Here is a 19,812-nt window from a genome sequence, read left to right as displayed (position 1 = left end):
CAATTTCATCATCAACGCGGACAGGTGTCCCAGAAACCGTTCCGACGGCTCGGATCGGTATAATACCAACAGAGGCCCGGCTGCGGCGGCGCAGAGGCCCAGGCCGCGGCGGTCGCTGCGGTGACGAAACCGATCGCCGCGCCGGGCGCCCAGTAGTAGGGACGCACCCAAGCGGCGCCAACCGGCGGAGGCGCGACGACGGGCGGGCGACCAACTGGCGGGCGACCGACGGGAGGGGGGGCCACGGGCGGACGACCCCCCACCGGTGGGCGACCGACAGGGGGGCGAGCCGCCGGGGGGCGTCCATGCCAACCGCCGCCAGGTCCATTGCCGCCGTGCCAACCTCCGCCGGGTCTGTGGCCGCCATGCCAGCCGCCGCCGCCGGGCCGATGGCCGCCGGCATGACGCCCGCCGGCCCGAATCTGTTCCGGCGCGATCGCGCCGTCGGGCTGGGACGAGACCAGCTTGCCGATCGGCGCCGTCGGAATGGCTTGCGCTGGACCTCCGGCCATCGCAATCGCGACGGCCGCGGCTGCAAACCCGCGCAATTTCAAATCCTCGAACATAGATTCGCCTTTCGTCAGGAAGTGAATATTTAAGAAATAGAAGGCTCTGCGAAGAATTCCATATGGTGCGGCTCCAGCTGCTCCTTATCTGTTTTCGCATCCTCCGTCAGCCTCGCGAATAGCGAAAACGCGGCAGCGACTCCCGCAATGGCGTCGGCAAGGCGAAGCGAAGCGATTCGCTGCGAGACTCATCAGCTGCATTCAGAAGTGACCCGCCCCGGATACGTTCGCGCAAGGCGCGACGGTCAAAATGACGCGCCGAAGCCGCGATGCGAAGAGGCATATCGATCAATTATGATCGTGTCGCGTTCGGGTGGGATACGGCGATCCAGGCTGACCTGTCCGCGCCCGCGAATTCGTGAATCGAAGTCAACGCGTCATCGAACTGCGGCCGACTCGGGGAGACGGCATGACAAGACGGCAAATTGAAACGCTTCAATGGGTGGCCGAGGGGAAATCGACGGAGGACATCGCAATCATACTCAATATTTCGCCGGAAACCGTGAAAAAACAAATCGAAGCGGCCCGCGAGAAATTGAATGCCGTCAATCGCGCCCATGCCGTCGCGAAGGCGATACGCGCCGGCTTCATTCAATAAGCGCCCCTACTTTTTCTCCGCGCATCGCAAGGGTTGCCGCCCCTTGCGAACGCTTTCATCCTATCCAGAGCGGGTGGGAGCGGGCGTTAGCCCACTCCCTCGCAACGGATCAGAACGGCGCGACATATCCTTCCGGGAAGCGCAGCTGGAATCGACCGATCGAGCGATAATCGCCGAGATTATTGCTTGGTTGCGGCGTATTGTAGCCCGCGAAGACGATCGTCACGGTCTGGCGGTCCGTGTAGAGCGCTTGCGGATCATAGACTCTGCCGCTGAAGAAGTTCGAATTATAGCCGCCCGCGATCGGCGTGAACGGCGCGACTTGGGCCAACGTCAAGGCGTCCGCGCCGCGGACATTCACGATCGGAGCGTTCAACGGATAGGCTCGCGGCCCAGACGGATCGGTGACCGTATCAGTTGACAAGATCGGATTGTCCAACCCGTTGATCACGCGCCACTTCAAAAGGTCGCCTGCGCCATTCACCCGATTCTGGGTCTCCGCATAGCCGATGAAATGGAACCCGTCGGAATCGTTGTCAAGGCAGTTGCCGGCGCCGAAAAACATGCCGTAGCGCCCGTCCGCAAGGCTGAGGATGCTGCCGCTGCCGAGATAGCGGATGCCGTTCAACGCGACTGTGGTCGGATCGTTGAGACCCTGCGCGGCGCCGACGTCCGTGAAGTTCACGCCGTCCGTCGTGGTCGCAATCCGCACCGTCGTGACGTCATGGTTCGTTTTGCGCGCCTTGCCATTGACCAGGTTGGTGAGCGCGAAGGCGGGCGTCTTCGGGCATTGCTGCGCAGTCGGAAAACTCGTGTCGGCGTCGAGGGTCTTCGACACATAAACGACAGTCGTCGTCCACCCCGCGCGCACAGCCCCCATGATCGCATCCGGATTGATGAGGCCAGTCGTCGAAGTCGCCGTCGACTCGAGCGTCGGATAGCCGCCGGAGGCGAGCGGGCTCACATAGCCGAGCTGCGGCAACCCCGTCAGAGAGCCTGGCGTCGTCGACCGGAGCGCATGCACCACGAGCTGATCGGAGTCGATGTGGCCATTCGCGCGATTGAGCTCATAAACGCGCTGTACGCCGTTGATGTCGAGGACAACAGGGTGGCCGAGGCCGTTGTCAGCCGCATTGGCGCTGGAGGAGCCGTAGGCGGTCTCCACGCCATTGACATTCAGATTGAGATTGTCCGGGTCGGTCGCATCCCACGGACAGTACGGATTGAGCGCCAGCGCCTCGCCCTTGAAGGTCCAAGTGGCGCCCCAATCGCTCGAAGTCGCGGCCACCAAAGCTTCCTGCTCGTTGCGCGGACGATAATCGAAAAATCCTTCGAGAACGGCGCCGCGCCGGCGCACGAAGGGAAAATAGTAAGGCTGCATCAGGCTGACGCCGGGATTGACCGTGACCTGGCCATTCGATCCGCAATAAGCCGCGTAAGGAACGCCTGAATTCGCATAGGGCGGCCCCGCCGTGGTCGGAACGATGCCGGAGGCGTCATGTTTGAACTGGCCAGTCGCCTCATGCAGGGCCCAAGGCCCAAGGCTGATCGTCGACTGGGCCAAGCTATTTGGAACATAGGACATCTTCAGCGGCCGGCCGTATTCGCGTTGCTCCTCCGCGCCGGCGACGAGGCTCGCCGACAACGCGATAAGGCTCGCGCCGGCGGCGCAAAGCACCTTCAAGATTTTCATTATTCGCGCCTTCTTTGATATGGGCTTCAACTCGATAAGCTTCGAGTTGGCGCTACTTACTAGCGTCCATTTGAATGTTTGATGACAACCCGATCCGAGCCGCTTTCGCTGTTCAGTCCAGGCGTCCCACGCTTGGAAAATTGTCGCGGCGCTGGCGGATCGAACTTCGATAGCCCGGGCTTATGAAGGTCGATCGATTTCTTGATCGAGCGAGTCGATTCTGCCTGCCGATGCGCTGCCCAGCGTCCAATTTGGCGCCATTGCGCCGCGCCTTGAATTTCGCGATGCTCGGCATGTCCGATCCGCGGCGGCCGACGTCAAAATCTTGAACGGACACGCCCAGGCGGACCTCATATTCGGCGTGAGAAGAAGCGCTTTAGGGTTCTTTCATCGGGTCGATGACGACAGGCGCCCTTCCTGACCCGACCCGCGGGAACTGGCGTCGCCGGGACCAGACCCTCCCGGCAATCCTGTTAATAGCCGCGCCGGAGCAGGCGGAACCTCGAGCCGCGTGCGACGTTGCTGACGCTTTCCGCCAGACTGGGACGCCGATGAGCGACTTTCTGCAAAGCCCAACAACGCGTCCGCAATTACAGCCCGATCCAGCGCGCACGCTCGAAATGCTCGCGACGCTCTTCCTCATCGCATTCGTCGTGACCACGCTTTACGTCGGGCGCAACGTGCTCATTCCGATCGCGGTCGCGATCCTGGTGAGTTTTGTTCTCTCGCCGCCCATTCTCCTGCTGCGGCGCTGGGGCCTCGGCCGACTCCTTTCCGTCGTGATCATCGTCCTTCTAGCCTTGGGCGTCGCCTTCACGACCAGCACGCTCCTGACGCGGCAGGTTTCCGAGCTCGTGGTCGACCTTCCGAACTATCAAGCGACGATCAACGAGAAAATCGAGAGGTTGAGCGCGGCTGCGGCCGACAACCCACTGTTTGGAAAAGTGTCGCAGGCGCTGCAGGCCGTCATCGAACCGCATCCGCGCCAGACAGCGCCTTCTGATGCGCCCGCGCGCGAAAACCGCCAAAAAGGCGCCTCGGGCGCGAGCCAGAACGAGCAGCCACCCATTCCGGTGGAAATCCGGCAGCCGTCCAAAGGCCCCTTCGCGCTGGCCCAGACCATCGCCGGTTCAGCGCTTTCCCCCTTGGAGACGACCGCGATCGTCGTCGTCTTCGTCATCTTCATTCTCCTCCAGCGCGAGGACCTTCGCAATCGCTTCATCAAGCTCGCCGGCGCGGACGATCTGCAGCGCACGACCCTGGCGATGAACGACGCCGCGGCGCGGCTCAGCCGATTTTTCTTGACGCAGACTCTCGTCAACGCGTCATTCGGCGTCATCGTCGCCATTGGCCTTTATGCGATCGGCCTGCCCAGTCCCATTCTTTGGGGCATGTCGGCTTTTTTGCTGCGTTTCGTGCCCTATATCGGCTCATTTATAGCTGCAGCCTTTCCAATCGCGCTCGCCGCCGCGATCGACCCCGGTTGGGGCATGGCGCTCGCGACGGCCGCCCTGTTCCTCATCGTCGAACCGATCATTGGCAACGCGGTCGAGCCATGGCTCTATGGACGCAATACGGGACTTTCGCCGATCGCCGTCGTGATCGCGGCGACATTCTGGACCGCGATGTGGGGCCCCATCGGCCTTGTGCTCTCCACGCCGCTCACGGTCTGCCTCGTGGTACTCGGCCGGCATGTGGAGCGGCTGAGATTTCTCGAAGTCATCTTCGGCGACGCGCCGCCCCTAACTCCCACCGAGACCTTCTATCAGCGTCTGCTCGTCGGAGACGCCTCCGAGATCGCCGACCAAGCGGAAGCCTTTCTGCAAGGCAATTCGTTCGTCGATTATTGCGACTCGGTGGCGCTTCCCGCGCTGTCGATGGCGCAAACGGATCTTCGCCGCGGCGTGCTGGACATGAGCCGACAGAATCGGATGCAACAAACGATCGACGAGCTCATCGACGACCTTGCCGATCAAGCCGATGAGATCCAGGAGCCGGCGACGCGCGCGCAGGCCGAGCTCCACGCCCAGATCGAGGCCGGCGAGCGGTCTAGCCCTGCGCCGACCGGCCCGTCGAGCGAAAGCGGCTCCTCGCTTCCCGCGGGCGTCGATCAGACGCCGGCCCCGGCGCCGAACGGGTTGAAGAGGCACCGGATTGTCTGCATCGGCGGCTATACGCTCCCGGATGAAGCCGCTGCGGCGCTTTTCGCACAAGTTCTCGAAAAGCACGACCTCGCCGCCGACGTCCAATCCGCCGCCACATTGACGGTCGGCCGCATTTCTCGCCTCGCGGAGACGAGCCCACAGATCGTGTGCCTCTCCTTCTTCGACGCCGATTTGAATGTCGCAAGGGCGCGATTCGCGGTGCGGCGCCTTCGCCGACGCCTTGGGGACACCAAGGTGCTCGCCGGATTCTGGCGGAGCGATCCCGCCCGGCTGGACGCGCTTTGCGCCGGGACGAAAGCGGATTTCTGCGCCACATCCTTCAAGGACGCCCTCGACTTTTGCCTCAAAGAGGCCGACCGAAATATAGAATCCGTCTCTCCGCCTGCCTCCAGCTCGAATATTTAGGAGGAATCGATCGCAATGATCTTGGCTCGAAAAGTTCCAGATCGTCGAGCCTAATTCCGTGGCCCCTTCCGCCAATGTTGCGATCGCGCGCTTTCTTCGGCTCCTATATGCTCGATGCGAAACAGATGGGGAGCCGACTATGGCGTATATGGAGGATTACCTCCGGCGCATCGAGGAAGTGACGCTCCCTCGTTTGCGACGGCAACTCGAGGCGCTGGAGAGCGGGGCGACGCCAAACGACGAACGCAAGGCGCCTGGCCCATTGGTCGGCGCGGCCCAGAAAAACGCCCTGTCGCTCAAGCAAGCGATCGCTGAATATGAGGGCATCGTGGCGAAACTCCGCGCTGGCGAAAAGCCTTAGCGCCGCTGCGGGGACGACTGTGTCGACCGATATGATGGGCGACCCCTTGATCGCGCGGCGGAGAATGTTTGACGATATGATCGGCGAAGGGTCAGCGGCGACGCATCCGCGAAACGGGGCGTCGCGTCGCCGGACCCGAAACGACACGCCATCTTACCCGCCTGCCCATGCAAGGGGCGAAGCTATTGGACGAGCAACACGAGCGCGATGATTGTGCTTGAGGCGACGTTACGACGAAGGTCGAGCCTCCCGATCGCGACGTCGGCTCATTCGCTCCGAATAGTGGGAAGCGCTCGTGCGAGACGCCCCTCGGAGTCGATTGCCGAATCCGGCTAACCCTTTGATTTCCTTGGCGCTCCCTAGGGGACTCGAACCCCTGTTTTCGCCGTGAGAGGGCCGCGAGACGCTTGCTCAGACTGTCCAGACTAGCGCTAACTTATTGAAAACACTTATTGCCGCTCGCTCTTATTGTCTAGCTAGTCTATACCGCTGTGTGAGACGTTGTGTGAGACGGACCAGCATGGCGACCGAAAAAGCGGCATTCGACACTCCGGCCAAGCGCGCGAAGCTCGCCGCGAACCGCAACCCCTATTGGAGCGGCATTTCCGGCGGACGCGGCGGCCTCTCGCTCGGCTACCGAAAGCCGACGCGTGGGGTCGGGTCTTGGGTCGCCAAGATCGTCATTGCTGGCGCTCGAGTTGAAGAGCGGATCGCGCCGGCCGATGATGCTGGGGCCGGACCGGACGCCCTGCCCTATCCGCAGGCGATCGCCGCCGCCCTCAGCTGGGGGCGCCAGCAATACGCAGGCATCGAAGCGCGCCAAACGGGCGACGTCGTCGCCACGGCTCCGACCGTGCGTTCGGCGATCGAGGCGTACATCTCGGAGCGCGAAGCCAAATCAGCGAGCGGGGCCGACGCCAAGTCGCGGCTCGGGAAGCATGTCTTGTCCGATGAGCGCTTTGCCGAGCTGAAGCTTTCGAAGCTGACCGCCGCAAGCATCCGGCGTTGGCGCGACGGATTGCCGAACACGCTTCGCCCTTCGACCATAAATCGCCTTTTGAACGATCTTCGGGCGGCGCTCAACGCCGCTGTCGAGAGGCAGCGCCGCGAACTTCCGGCGCACATCCTAGGCGACATAAAGTCCGGCACGAAGGCCTTGCCGTCCGCGACGGAGGCCCGGCGCCAGGTGCTATCGGACGCCGACGTTCGAGGCCTTGCGGATGCAGCCTTTGCGTTGGATGAGACCGGCGACTTCGGTCGTCTCGTGCTTCTCGCGGCTTCGACCGGCGCCCGCTTCTCTCAGCTCGCCGCGCTCACGGTCGCAGACGTTCAAGTCGACAGGCTCCGGGTGATGCTCCCGGTTTCCAAGAAGGGCCGTGGCGTTAAGCAGGCGGCGCGCATTGCCGTCCCGGTCGGAGATGACGTCGTCTCCAGATTGAAGCCGGCGCTGAACGGTCGCCGTGGGCATGAGCCGCTGTTGATGCGCTGGCACTCGCGACAGACTGGGCCTTTCAAGTGGGAACGGGTCGACCGGCAAGCCTGGAAAACAGCGAGCGAAGCGCTTCGACTTTGGAGCGCAGCGGTCGCCTCGGCCGGCCTGCCAGCCGGGACAGTCATGTACGCGTTGCGCCATACATCAATCGTGCGCGGCTTGCGTTGCGGCCTGCCGGTGCGCCTCGTGGCGGCGCTTCACGATACAAGCACGGCGATGATCGAAAAGCATTATGCGGCCTTTATCGTCGACGCCACGGAGGAGCTCGCCCGGCGCGCCATTATGACGCTCGCGCCAGCCGCCCTGGTCCAGTTGCAAGTCGTCGAGGAGGATGCGGCGTAGCGACCAAAACAACCCTTCCAACATTTATTTTCACTGTGACTGCTTGTGTTCAACATTCCGTAGCTAAGTCTCGCCAAACACTTAACTGCGTTAGTTGGGCGCTGTTGGGCGCACTCGCTCGTTTGTCTGTCGTGTATGTCTGTGTATGCTTGGCACCTTAGTCTGTTTGAGACGAGGACACCATGCAAACCAAAAAGAAAGACCCGCAAGTGGCTGTCACGCCGCGAGCCGGGACCGGCCATGCTCGCAAAAAAGATGAACTGCCGTGGAGGGACCGCCCCCTAACGCAGCTCGCGCTCGCCAGCCAAGTGAGCGGCCTTTCGCAAACGTCAATCCGTCGTGAGGCGGCCCGCGGCAACCTAGTCCTAAAACGGCTTGCTGGCCGGGTCCTCGTCGAGACATCCAGCCTCGTCAAGCTCATAGAGAGCGCCGAGCCGTGGACAGCGTCAGAGCGCGGCAAGGCCGCGCGGCAGAAACGCTCCGAAATCGCGCGGGCGAACTGGCTAACCGGCGGTGCCTCATGATGACCAAGATTGTCGAGCCCTGGCGCCAGCGACTTTGGGCTGATGTTGTCGCCTGCCTGCGGATGTCGCCCGCGCTAGTTGCCTCTCGACGCGTTGGTGGAGCCGCCACTCTCCGATCCTTCGCGCTCTCCCCCCGCCGCCGACGATAGGCGAAAGGGCGGCCCGATTACCGTCTTTGCCTGTGCTGGGCCTATCAAGCAAATCGAAGCCGAGACGGCCTTCACAGCGCAGCACCCAAAAAGCGGAGATGCGCAATTATGACGACGCCAAGTTTTTACGCTGACGACCGCGCTTGGTTCGCCGCCAACCCCGGCTGTAAGTATCGCATCCGGCGCGCGCGCGTTGGCGAGTGGCCCGTACAATCGACGAAAGGCTGGATCATTTATTCGGCCGTGAAGAAGATCCCCGGCGGCCGAATGCGAGTGCCCTTTGACTGCTCGGCTGCGCTCCCAGACAATTGCCGCGACAAGTTCGCCAAGCGTGTTTTCAACGCCGTGCGGGCAAGCGACGTTGCGGCGCTGAGACGCGCGCTCGCGCCGCTGCTTGATGAAAAGATCAACCGCGACATGGCGACCTGCGCTCTTTACGAGAGCTTGGGATTTACTACCGTCGGCGCCGCCGCGGAGTCGCTCGGTCAGCCTATCGAATTCGTCAAAGAGCGCGTCATTTCGGGCGACCTCGAACATGTCATGCAGGACAATGGGCGCGGCTGGATCTCTACTGAGAGCCTCGCGCGCGTCGCTGCTTCCCAAGTTGCGGCTCCTGCGGCAGCGTCGTCCACGCGAAACTCAGACCACACGAGCGATAAGTCCCCTGAATAATCGAGCGCACAAATTCTATCAGCGATCAAAACAGGCAATATTTCCATGTCCGTAGAACCAACGCCGCCGATCAAACCGACGCCTCCGCCGCTGCCGCCCCGCGCCAACGGTGCAGCCAATCACTGACGACACTCGCGCCGCCGGCATTCGCGAAGCCAAGGACTCAAGCAGCCGCAAATGAAAACGGGCTCCGCTAAGGGGATTAGCGAAGCCCGGTATTCCAGAAAGTTTCAACAGATGACACTAAATCATCTACCCGAAAACGCAGAATGTTGCAAGGCTCTTCCTCTTAAAGATATCCTGGCGTTTGCCGAACTCGCGCTCCAAGACACTCGCCCGGAGGCCGATTTATTCGCCGCTCTCGGCGCGACTGAAGCCGAGATGATCGACGCGACGAGCGGCAAGCCATCGCGCGCCAACGCGGCAATCAGGTTTTGCATTGATGTCGGGTTGTTGCCGCCATCGCCGCCCGCCGCGACCAAGGCTGAGACGCCGCCCGAGCCAGCCGCTGAGCTCGTGACGTTGGACACTCCCACTCCGGCGGCCTTGCCGGCCGAAAGTCCGGGCGCCGACGTCGAGGTTCAAATCACGTTCGGCGAGACCTACGCCACTGGCAAGACGCAGCCGACGTGGCCCGAGGCCGTCAAGATGCCTTGGCCTGAGGTCCGAGAGCGGCTGTTGAAGCACGTGGCGGGTCCAAAGCATGGCAGCTGCTTTATCCCGACGTCGCTCGGTTTGAGCGACGTTCGCGGCAAAGACGGCGCGATGCGACAGGAGCGCAGGCGCTCAGGCAGCGCTGTGCAGAGCATCAGCGCCTGTGTGTTCGATCTGGACGACGGCGGCATGTCCATAACCGCCGCGGAGGCCAGTCTCAAGGCGCGAGGCCTAGAGGCTGTCATCTATACGACCCATTCGCATAGGAGCGAAAAGCCGCGGTTCCGCGTCGTTATTCCACTCGAAAAGCCGTGGATCGCCAGCGCGTTCGAAAACCCTACGGCCGCGCGCCTCACTTGGAGGCGGGGCTATTTCGCGACGGCTGCTGAGCTCGGCTTCAAGATTGACGAGAGCGGCGCTGACCTGAACCGGCTGTTCTATGAAGGCAGGCATGACGAGGGAGCGCCTTTCGAGACGCGCCACGTCAAGGGCCGGCCGCTCAACGTTGATTTCACGCCAGTCCCAACAGCCGAGGTCAAGAGGTTCGTTCAAACCCAAGCGGACTTGCGCGGCGATCCCGATATTTTGGACCTTGCCATGAAGGCGCTCCCAAATGACGGCGCGTTCGAGGACCGCAAGGCGTATGTCGAGGTCGCGCGCGCTTGCTTCGGCGCGTATGAGGACAATGCTCGCGGGTTCGAGGCGTTCAGCGAATGGGCGGCGCGCTGGGCGAAGCGCGACGCCCATCACGACGAGACGACATGGGACAGCTTCACGGATAGCCGGCTCGGCGCGCTGTACATTTACCGGCTAGCGATCAAGCACAGCGGCGGGAAATTCACCCATGCGATGGCGAGCGCCGACCCTGCATACGTTACACAGGCGGCCGAATGGGCCGAGAGGTCAAGCACCGCGCCTGAGGTCTTCCTCAACGTTATTGAGGACGATGCGCCAAGCCGGGATACAGTGGCGAAGGCCGGCGCGCGCCCTAAATCGTTCTCCGAGTTCACGGCCGAGTACACGCCGCTGAATTACGTCGTCCAGCCACTTTTCATGACGGCGTATCTATACACGCTGACCGGAAAAACCGGGGCCGGCAAAACCGCGTTTCTGTCCGCTCTGGCGCTCGCCGTCGCAACCGGACGAAAAGACATTCTCGGTCTTGAGGTCGAAAAAGGCCGCGTGCTCTATTGCACGTTCGAGAACCCCGAAGACTTCCGTATGAAGCTCATGATCGCCGCTCACGCTTACGGCGCGGACGCGTCCGCGCTCGACCGGCGGCTCTACGTGCTCGACGCGAAAAAGCCCCCCGAGGCGATATTGGCCGACGTGCAACGCCTTTCAGAGTGTGGAGTTGGACCGTTCTTGCTCGTCATCGTCGATACGCTCATGGCCGCGTTTACGGGCGACGACGTCAATAGTCCAACTCAAGGCCTTCAATTTATTCGCCGCTGGCGGCCGTTCGGTCTGCTCCCCGGCAAGCCGGCAGTCGTGATCGCTGCACACCCGACGAAGAACGCGGGCGAGGACAACCTTGTCCCGCTCGGAGCCGGATCGGTCGTGAACGAAGTTGACGGGAACATGACGTTGTGGGGGACCGGATGCCCGACGCGCGACGAGCCAGGAGGCTGTCGGCTTGGATGGTTTGGGAAAATTCGCGGCGAAAACTTTCAGCCAATCGAGTTTCAACTGGCTCTCGAAACCTGCCCCGCGGTTTGCGACAAAGATGGCCGGTTGATCCAGGCCCCGGTTCTACGGCCCTCGACGGAGGCTGCCGTCGAAGCTCGCGAGGCTAGCGACGCTGGCCTTGACCGGCGCATCCTCATCACCTTGCGCGACAACCCCGAAGCGTCCCTGAGGCGAAGAAGTGCAGCGCTCAGCGTCACGAAGGCGAAATTGGAGTGGCGCCTGAAAGCGCTGGAGCGCGACAAACTAATCAGAAAGCGCGGCAAATTGTATGTTCTGACCAGGGATGGCTCGCAGTCTTTGAAACCTGTTAACGGACAAGATGTCTTTCTCAACGGCGAAAACCCGGATGTTTTTCATTGAAAAACCACACGCCAAAAAGGGGCCTCTTGGCGTGTGCTTTTGGCGTGTGATTTTCACGCGCCAAGAGCTAACACGCCAGAATACGCCAAACATGCCAAATAGCAAAAATATCGCTATTTATCAATGTGTTGGACGAAATCAATTACACGCCAAGATTACACGCCAAAAAAAGCCCCCGCTTCTCCTGGCGTGTGCTTGCCCCTTTCTTAGAAGGGGCAAGCACGCCAAGCCAGCAGGCAGAGCCAGCGTGCAGAGCTGACACAGGAAACTAAGGCCAAGCGTCGATTTGATCTGCGGCCTTTCTGATTAATTGGAAATTAGGATGCGAGCGAACCCCACACATCCAAAGAAAAGCGCGAAGACAAGATGTCCGAGCGGTGCGGCCGGCGGATCGACCGAGCGAGCGGGCCAGCGACGGTCCGAAGTTGTCCAAAGAAAATGAGAAGCGGGCGCGACGGCGGATCGGATGCGGATGCGAAACCCGATCTCAAAGACGGGTTTCGATCGCTGGAAAGTAGAACGTTATAATGTTACGTTTCGTTGTGGAAGATCTTGGCCCATGAGCAGGAAAGGCGCGCCGGCGTGAAAACCCGATCCGTACCGATGGCCTTTCGTCTCCACAGCGCTTCGCCGGAGTTCAGGGCGGCATGCCGCGCCCAATTCGCCGCGATGAACAAAGCGAGCTGGGCGGGGCCGAAGTGCGGCGCGCGCCGGAAGCGCGACGGCGAGCCGTGCGAGCAACGGGCTTTGCCGAATGGCCGGTGTCGGTTCCACGGGGGCCGCGTCCCGAAAGGCAAGGACTGGCACCGGCTACAACCACCAGCGCCAGGGTCGAAGAGAGAGGCCGCCGTCGCGCGCAAAGTGAAGCTTGTCGAAGCCCGACGGGCGAAGGCGGCGAAGGCGCGCGCCGAAAAGGTCGCCGCGATGACGCCGGCCGAGCGCGAGCTTTTCGAGCGGCGGAGCGCCGCAATGCGAAACCGACTGCCTGGGCCGAAGTCAGGCCGCGAGCGCCAAAAGCAGGCGCGCAAGAACGCCGCGTGGCTTCAGGAGCTCATCGCGGCGGCCGAAAACCGGCCAGCCCCGGCCGCTGAGCGTCCGCCGCTCAAAAAGCGGCGTGGCAGGCCACCGAAAGCGGCGAAGGCCGCTCCACGCCCGCCGCAGGCTCCGGCCGGCTCGATTGATTGGCGAACTTATCGAGAAGGGGTGTTTGCATGACCACGAAGAAGCAAGCCAACGAACCGCAGACGTCGACCGATTTTGATGATCTGCGGCGGGAAATCCGGCGCGACGGCGCGAGAGCCGCCTACACGGCGCTCCTAGCCGTCGCGAAGGACACGAAGGCGCCTGCGCCAGCACGGGCGACAGCTGGCGTCGCGATCTTGCGCGCGAGCGGGATTTTCGACAAAGCGAACGAGCTTGATGACGCCAAGCCGTTTTCCCAGATGACGCCTAGCGAACTGGACCGTGCGGTAAAAAAGGCCGAGCGCGTCCTGAAACAGGCGGAGCGCGATCTTGCGCGAGGCGAGGCAGGCGCATCAGCCGCCGGCTTGCCCCCTTGCTTCGACTGACCCTTTTATGCCGCGGCCTTCAAGGCGCGGTAGACCGACGCGACGCCAACGCCCAATTCCTTGGCGATGGCCTCTCGCGTCTTGCCTTGCGCCGCCAGCGCGACGATTTCGTCCGCCTTCGCGCGGGCCGTTGGCGCCCGGCCCTTGTATTTTCCCTCGCCTTTGGCCTTCGCGATGCCCTCTCTTTGCCGCTCGAGCATTATTTCACGTTCGAATTGAGCCACGGACCCGAGCATGCCGAGCATCAACCGACCCGTTGGCGTCGCCGTGTCGATCCCAAGCGCCATAATCCTAAGCGTCACGCCCTTCGCCTCAAGTCGCGCGTCTATCTGGAGCACGTGCGCTAGCGAACGAGCAAGCCGGTCGAGCTTGGTCACGACAAAAACGTCGCCTTCGCGGGCGAAATCAATCGCGGCTTCGAGCTCCTTACGCGGGCCGACGGATGACGTTTGCTCCATGAAAACCCGCTCGACGCCGGCGGCCTTTAGATCGCGCTCTTGCGCCTCGAAACCGGCTTTCTGCTCAACTGTGCTTGTCCGCGCATACCCGATTATCATCGCCGTAACCCCCGCTAAACCCTATCACTAGAAGTAAAGACAATGTGATAGCTAGCCTATCAAAAGTCAACAACAATGTGTGTGATAGGCAATATCAGGCCTTGCTCGGGCTGTCACGAGGCCAAGCTCTTTTGATCGGCTTGCGCCGGCCCACACAATGGCGCTCGGCGCGCTCGCCTGCGAGGTGACGGCGCGCGGCAATCCTACAACGCCCTACAGTTCTGAACGGATAGCGATGCAAATAAGCCGCTCAGTTTCAAGGCTATAGATGCGAGCTTTCTTTTGTCTGTATTACAGACGTCCTTAATACATACATAAAATCAATGACTTATACACAAAATTCTTGACGGTAAACTCGTGGTGTGCGCACCTATTGGTCGTCAACTCAATTTCCCCACAAGAGAGTCTCCATAATAACTATCACAACAAACGCCCCTGCGCCGAAAGACAACTCGACGCTCTTAGCTATGTTTGAGGACATAGCGACTCGCGGCCTTGAAGTCGACGCTTACCGCGCGAAAGGTAGAGCGTGGCGCGTCATCATGACCGATCCGCAGACCGAATTATCGTGGAGCGGCTCCGGCGCGCCAATCGAAAAGGCGTTCGCGGCGGCCTTTGCCGAAGAGCGGAGAGCCCGTCGCACCATGTCGAGGCTATCGGTTCGAGGTATCCGGCGCGGCCCTATCGGCGCTCAAGGGAAGCGTCGCTCGGCGCGGGTCTCGATCGGGAGGGGAAAGGCGAAGAGCGAAACGCCGCGATAAAGTTTACCGACCCCGATGACGTCGAAGCAGATTACACTTTTGCTTGAGAGCGAAGTCGCAGAGCGGCTTTGCTGCTCGACGTCAACTGTGAAGCGGCTGCGCAATTCGGGCCAGCTGCCCTACATCCCCGGCCGCCCCGTGCTCATTGACGAGGCGGATCTTCTCGCACTCTTAGAGAAGCGAAAGCGCCAAACGCGGGAGGAGACAGACCCGGCGGCACAACAAAGGGCTAGGGAAGAGAAGGCATCTCGACGCGCGAGACTGGTTTGGATGCAGCACAATCACTCTCGCTCACGGGGCTAGTGGAGGCGCTCCTCAATGCCGCCTAATCGTCGATATTTTGAACTTGCCCGCGTGGCATAATCGGTCCAACCTACCAAGCTCCCCGAGAGTTGAGGTTTGCGCATGGATGAGGCTGCGATGTTTTCCGCAATCAAAGCACTCAACACGGCGACCAATGCGGCCGAAATCAAAGCGGCCTTGGCCGCCCTCGCCGCGCTCGCCAAAGCGACCAAAAGCCCGGCGATCAAGCGTCGGTGCACGGATGAGGCCCGGCGCATACGAGACCGCGCGCAAGTATCGCTGATTATGCTTCGGGCCGAGCTCCGACGGCGCGGCCTACCGGTTGAGGGCGAAGAGGGTTCCGAGCGCGCGCTGCGCTGATCGACGCGCGCGGCCGGCGTCGGCCGGTCAGGGGTCTGGCAGGCGCGGCGGGAGGGCCGGCCCGCCACCCTGCCGGCACACTCCGCCGACCACCCCTGAGCGGCTCCCCACGCACACCCCAAAATTCGCCGCTCCCGAACTTTTGCTCGCATCTATGCCGGCGGCCAGGCCGTGGCGCCAGGCCCACCCGGCTAATTCAACACAATCCAACAAAAAGCCGCATCGCGCGCTGCCCCGCCATGTAACAGGCACAAACTTGACAAAGTCGGGTTTTTATATTACAGCTCGTAAGAGCGAGCGAGCTGTAATTAATGCGGCGCGCGCTGCAACAGAAGGCGACGCCGATGGCGCAAACACCACAGGACGTTTTTGATGAGTTTGCGCGCTTCATGCGCAGCAACTCCGGACCTGAGTTCGTTCACACGAAGTTCGTGCGCGTCCGGTTCAGCGATACGCCGATTGAGGCGCTTCTGGAGGCCGTCGAAGCGCTAATCTCAAGCTCGCGCGGGCCGCGCATTTCCGTCGAGTACGAAGGCCCCGACACCTGCACCGACTATCCAGAGTGGGGCGACGATCTTTCCGCCGCCGGCATCGTGGCCGAGATCCGCCGTGCACGCGCGCACGTCGAGAAAGTCGCGCCGGACCGGCTCCGGCCCGCTCTCGACCTCGGTTTTGAAGGGCTCGAAGGTCTTACACGCTGTTGGTCGGATTTCGGCGACGCCGCCGTTTTGGAGCAAGGCGACCCGCTCGCCGGCAAAGTGCCGGTACACACCAGCGGCGAGGAACTCGATTTCGCGGCGGCCGATCTGGCTTTCTCGACGGCCGCAGCCAAAGTGTTCCGCGCCGAGCTGGAATTTCTCTTGAACGCCCAGGCGATGGAAGGGCTGCGCGACGATCTCGAGGCCGCCCGCGCGGCCGCTGTGTTCAACATCCACAAGCTTCAAGACGTACAGGTTGTGTCTCTGGCGCGCCGGGTCAACGCCGCCAGCCCGACGCCGACGCCGCCCCAATCCAACGCCGATCGCGGCGATAATGTCGTGGAGCTTCGCCGGTGAAAACCAACCCCTGGTACACGAACGGCAGCGCCGGGAACGGCATTCAGGCCGGGTTCGACAATCTCAGCCGCCTGTTTACGCCGCCGAGCGGGACCGACATTTATCTTTCGGGAAAGATCAAATCCGAGCGCGCCGCTGCGCAACGGCAAGAGGCCGCGCGCGCGAAGATCGCCCGCGACGAGGCTGACGTTCAAGATTTTCAAGACGCGGGATATGCCAACCCGCAAGCCGCGTACGAGTTTGCCCTATCGCAACGGATTGGAGCAACGCCTGCATCGCTCGACATGGGCAACATCGCGCTCCACGGCTACGCCGGATCGCGCGCTTCGCAGACGCAGAAGGAAGCTGCCGAGAAGGACTTGAAGCTCACTGAGATGTTCGGACCGAAGGTGCTGTCTCAAGACCAGAGCATCCAATTTCCAGGCGATCCGAACCGCGCGCCGATTTACGGCCAGGCGTCGGCCGCTCCCGGCGTCACCCTCTTCCGCACTGACCCGGCGACCGGCGAAGTCTCGACGCTCAAAGGCGTCGACAAGGACGTCACGAAGCCCGAGACGAACACGAACGTCGCGGCGAGGATCACTGCCGCCATGACGCCGGCCGAATACGCCAATCCGACGCCGATGCAGCGTTGGGCGCTCTCTCAAGGCGGCGGTCAACAAATCAACATCGGCGGGCCTGAGAGCGCGATAAATAGGTCTTATGGCGAGGCCGTCGGCAAGCAAATCGGCGACGTCGCCGCCGCCGGCGGGACCGCGCCTTCTGTGCTGAACGACATCGGCACCATGCGCGACGCCATCCAAAGGGGCGGCGACAATATCACTTACGGCCCGGCCGCCGAATATGCGCTGAAGGCCAGGCGGGCGCTCGGCAACATTGTGGGCGAAGATCTCGCGGGCGTCCCGGAAGCCGATTTGATCAACAGCGTCGGGTTCCGTTTGGCGACGGCCGCGTCAAAGGCGATCTCGCCGCGCCCGGCTCAAGCCGAGTTCTTGCGGGCTTTGGAGGCCAAGCCGGGTCTTTCGCAATCAAAAAGCGGCTCTCTCGCCATGCTCGACGTCATGGAGCAAGACCAGCGGGATAAACTGGCGCTGGCGCAGCTGGCGACCGACCCGAAGAACCGCGAGAATTGGGCGGCGACGGTGCAAAACTATTATGCCGCTCACCCGATCATGTCTCCGTTCGATCCAAGCCGGCCGCTCGGCAAGCAGGATGTCGCTGCGATCGAAAGCGGGGCTGTTCCGTCGGTCAAGAGCGCGTCTGTCGGAACGCCGGCGCCGGCGCCGCTCGATCCGAGCACGATGACGCTTGATCAAATCAAGACGCTCGATCCAAGCACCGTTCCCGACGAGCATTTGCCGGCGCTTCGCGCTCGCTATGACGAGCTCAACTCTCAAGCGGCTCCGCCGGCTCCTGCTCCCGGCTCGTCAGCGCCGAGCAGCGCTCCGGCCGCTTCAAGCGCCGCTTCTCCGGCGACTTGGGCGACTAGCGCCCCAGCCGCCCCCACGCCGGCCGCTCTGGCTGCTTCGGGCGGCGCTGCTCAGGCGCCCGCCGTCCCGGCCGCTGCCGATGACGTGGAAACAGCTGCGCCGACGGCTCCCGCCACGCCGAGCACGCCTCCCGTCGCGCCGGCGCAATCGCAACCGCGGATGACAGCGCCGCCGCAAATGCTTCAGCCGCAGCCTCTCCCCGTCGGCCCGGCGTCGATGACGACGCCTTTCATGCAAAACCTCATGCGCGCTCTCGGTAGGGACGGTCAGTAATGAGCGAAGAGAACCCCTTCGCGGTCGAGATCACGCGCCGACAAAGCCGGGAGCCCGCGGCGCCCGCCGCGTCGGCCAAGAGCAGCAATCCGTTTGCAGCCGAGATCGCGCGCCGGCAAGCGCGCCCGCCCGCGGCAGCCAAAGACAGTCCCACAATGGATGCGCTGAAATCTTTGGGGAGCGGCGTCGTGCGCGGCGCGTCGGAGCTCGCCTTGACGCCGGTCACGCTCGGGAACTTGGGCCAGCGCGCCATGCACACCATCGTCGGCGCTGTTGAGGGCGCAGGGCGCTACGCGCTCGGAATGCCGCCAGTGTCCGCCGAGACGAAGGCGAAGCGGGAGCAAGCGCAAAAGGAAGGCGGCTTTGGCGTCAACGGCGCTGAAGACGCGTTTCGGGCCAATCTCGACAGGGCGCTGCATGAGCCGCAATCCAAAACAGCGGCCTACGCGCGCACCGTCGGCGAGATGATCCCTGGCGCGATCGCCATGCCCGGCAGCACGGCGGCTCGCGCGCTCAACGCAATCCGCTTTGGCGTCGTCCCTGGTGTGACGTCGGAAGCCGCGGGCCAAGCGACGAAAGGCACGAAGTGGGAGCCGGCGGCGCGGGCCGTGGCCGGCGTCCTGGGGAGCTTCGCAGGACCTGCCATCCTCAATGCGCCGAGCCGAGTGGTCAGCCCTCTGACGATCCCCGAAGCCCGCCGGCCGCTAGTCGACGCTCTTCGCCGTGAAGGCGTCGAGATGACCGCGGGACAGGAAACCGGAAGCAAGCCGCTTCAATGGCTCGAAAGCGCGATCAGCGACGCGCCCTTTGCTGGGGGCGGCGCCGAGCGCATTGCAGAGCGTCAGAGAAGCCAATTCACAAACGCCGGCCTCGCGCGCATGGGCGTCGCGCCGGTTGAAGGTCAGCTCGCCACGCCGGACGTGATGCGCCAAGGGGCGCGGGCGATCGGCGACAGGTTCAACGACCTGTCGAGCCGGAACGTGATGGCGAAAGACCAGGCGTTCCGTGACGCTATCGACACGGTCCGGCGCGATTACCGCAACGCGGCCGTCCCGGCGCAGCAACGGCCGATGATCGAAAATATCATCGCCGACCTCTCCGACCCGTCTTTCGCCCTTCATGGCGAGCGCTATCAAAACACGCGCTCAATGTTGACGAAGCAGGCCGACGCCCTTCGCTTCGCCGATCCGCCGGCAGCCGACGCGCTGCGAGGCGTTCGGGACGCGATGGACGCGGCCATGACGCGCTCGATCTCGCCGGCCGACGCCGCGGCATGGAACGAAGCGCGCCGGCATTACGGGAACATGAAAACGCTGGAGAAGGCGATGGCCGGCGCCGGGGAACAGACGGCGCAAGGCGCACTCTCGCCTGCGCAGCTGCGTTCGGCCGTCGCGGCTCGGTCGAAATCCGACTATGTGAGAGGTCATGGCGATCTCGTCGAGCTCGCGCGCGCCGGAGCAGGCGTCTTACCACCCCTGCCGAACTCCGGGACTGTCCCGCGTCAGCAAGCGATGCGCATGATAGGCGCGCTTGAAGGCGGCGGCGCTGTCGGCGCTTTGATCGCCGGCCATCCCGCGGCGGCCGTGGCTTCTGTCGCCGCACCGGCGCTCGCGGGGCGCGCGCTCATGTCGACGCCGATCCAAGCCTATCTCAGAAACCAGGCGGTGACGCGGTTGCGGTCCAATCCTCCGGCGGCGCAACGCGCAGGCGCAGCGGCCTTAGGGCTCACTGAGAGCCGAGGGCTTTCCGATATGTTCGCCCCGGCGGGGCGCTGA

At 62.9% G+C, this 19,812-nt stretch carries 17 protein-coding genes and 1 pseudogene; 15 read left to right on the top strand and 3 right to left on the bottom strand.

Translation table 11 applies throughout. The features are described 5' to 3' along the window. Nucleotides 1–11: 11 nt before the first annotated feature. Complete coding sequence (locus METAC_RS26320; RefSeq protein WP_156898110.1) at nt 12–566, bottom strand: hypothetical protein; 555 nt, start codon at nt 564–566, stop codon at nt 12–14. Between the two features lie 409 nt (nt 567–975). Here METAC_RS26320 and METAC_RS0104195 point away from each other — a divergent pair, with 409 nt between their 5' ends. Further along, nucleotides 976–1,164, top strand: coding sequence for a response regulator transcription factor (locus tag METAC_RS0104195; protein WP_026606049.1), 189 nt, complete (start codon nt 976–978; stop codon nt 1,162–1,164). A gap of 109 nt (nt 1,165–1,273) precedes the next feature. On the opposite strand, the gene METAC_RS0104190 is transcribed toward METAC_RS0104195, so the two are convergent. Further along, on the bottom strand, nt 1,274–2,857 hold the full coding sequence (locus METAC_RS0104190) for a hypothetical protein (protein ID WP_026606048.1): 1,584 nt from the start codon (nt 2,855–2,857) through the stop codon (nt 1,274–1,276). A gap of 551 nt (nt 2,858–3,408) precedes the next feature. Between METAC_RS0104190 and METAC_RS22285 the strand changes: the two genes are divergently transcribed. The 9 genes and pseudogenes from METAC_RS22285 to METAC_RS0104145 all read left to right on the top strand — a co-directional run bounded on the left by METAC_RS22285 (nt 3,409) and on the right by METAC_RS0104145 (nt 13,238). After that, nucleotides 3,409–5,427 (top strand): AI-2E family transporter, encoded by a 2,019-nt coding sequence (locus METAC_RS22285; RefSeq protein WP_051335373.1) that lies wholly within the window; start codon nt 3,409–3,411, stop codon nt 5,425–5,427. Between the two features lie 139 nt (nt 5,428–5,566). After that, nucleotides 5,567–5,788, top strand: coding sequence for a hypothetical protein (locus tag METAC_RS0104175; protein WP_156898109.1), 222 nt, complete (start codon nt 5,567–5,569; stop codon nt 5,786–5,788). Nucleotides 5,789–6,308: 520 nt separating this feature from the next. Then, on the top strand, nt 6,309–7,622 hold the full coding sequence (locus METAC_RS0104170) for a tyrosine-type recombinase/integrase (RefSeq protein WP_026606045.1): 1,314 nt from the start codon (nt 6,309–6,311) through the stop codon (nt 7,620–7,622). Nucleotides 7,623–7,804: 182 nt separating this feature from the next. After that, a complete protein-coding gene (locus METAC_RS0104165) occupies nt 7,805–8,146 on the top strand; it encodes a hypothetical protein (protein WP_026606044.1) in 342 nt (113 codons plus the stop codon). Nucleotides 8,147–8,562: 416 nt separating this feature from the next. After that, on the top strand, nt 8,563–8,967 hold the full coding sequence (locus tag METAC_RS0104160) for a hypothetical protein (RefSeq protein WP_156898108.1): 405 nt from the start codon (nt 8,563–8,565) through the stop codon (nt 8,965–8,967). Between the two features lie 381 nt (nt 8,968–9,348). Continuing rightward, nucleotides 9,349–11,670, top strand: a complete 2,322-nt coding sequence (locus METAC_RS0104155; RefSeq protein ID WP_210162536.1) for an AAA family ATPase — start codon at nt 9,349–9,351, stop codon at nt 11,668–11,670. 603 nt (nt 11,671–12,273) lie between these two features. After that, a pseudogene (locus tag METAC_RS27425) lies at nt 12,274–12,438 on the top strand (hypothetical protein); the annotation flags it as partial. A 93-nt stretch (nt 12,439–12,531) separates the two neighbouring features. Then, entirely contained in the window at nt 12,532–12,885 is a 354-nt protein-coding gene (locus tag METAC_RS26720; RefSeq protein ID WP_198017164.1) for a hypothetical protein, read from the top strand. Continuing rightward, complete coding sequence (locus METAC_RS0104145; protein WP_026606041.1) at nt 12,882–13,238, top strand: hypothetical protein; 357 nt, start codon at nt 12,882–12,884, stop codon at nt 13,236–13,238. Before METAC_RS26720 ends, METAC_RS0104145 begins: the two co-directional genes overlap by 4 nt. Before the next feature lie 5 nt (nt 13,239–13,243). Here the strand turns inward: METAC_RS0104145 and METAC_RS0104140 are convergent, their stop codons facing one another. Then, on the bottom strand, nt 13,244–13,795 hold the full coding sequence (locus METAC_RS0104140; RefSeq protein ID WP_026606040.1) for a recombinase family protein: 552 nt from the start codon (nt 13,793–13,795) through the stop codon (nt 13,244–13,246). Nucleotides 13,796–14,571: 776 nt separating this feature from the next. On the opposite strand from METAC_RS0104140, the gene METAC_RS22275 reads away from it, so the two are divergent. From METAC_RS22275 to METAC_RS0104110, 5 genes are all read left to right on the top strand, one after another. Further along, entirely contained in the window at nt 14,572–14,859 is a 288-nt protein-coding gene (locus METAC_RS22275) for a helix-turn-helix transcriptional regulator (protein ID WP_036255268.1), read from the top strand. A 117-nt stretch (nt 14,860–14,976) separates the two neighbouring features. Next, on the top strand, nt 14,977–15,219 hold the full coding sequence (locus tag METAC_RS0104125) for a hypothetical protein (RefSeq protein ID WP_156898106.1): 243 nt from the start codon (nt 14,977–14,979) through the stop codon (nt 15,217–15,219). Nucleotides 15,220–15,563: 344 nt separating this feature from the next. Next, entirely contained in the window at nt 15,564–16,274 is a 711-nt protein-coding gene (locus tag METAC_RS0104120) for a hypothetical protein (RefSeq protein WP_156898105.1), read from the top strand. Continuing rightward, entirely contained in the window at nt 16,271–18,037 is a 1,767-nt protein-coding gene (locus METAC_RS0104115; RefSeq protein ID WP_026606036.1) for a hypothetical protein, read from the top strand. Before METAC_RS0104120 ends, METAC_RS0104115 begins: the two co-directional genes overlap by 4 nt. Then, complete coding sequence (locus METAC_RS0104110; protein WP_026606035.1) at nt 18,037–19,812, top strand: hypothetical protein; 1,776 nt, start codon at nt 18,037–18,039, stop codon at nt 19,810–19,812. The genes METAC_RS0104115 and METAC_RS0104110 overlap by 1 nt, the downstream gene beginning before the upstream one ends.

It is taken from the genome of Methylocapsa acidiphila B2, assembly GCF_000427445.1.
GTDB lineage: Bacteria > Pseudomonadota > Alphaproteobacteria > Rhizobiales > Beijerinckiaceae > Methylocapsa > Methylocapsa acidiphila.
The sequence above is the reverse complement of the archived record's forward strand: the minus strand, read 5'-3'. Positions and strand labels throughout refer to the sequence as shown.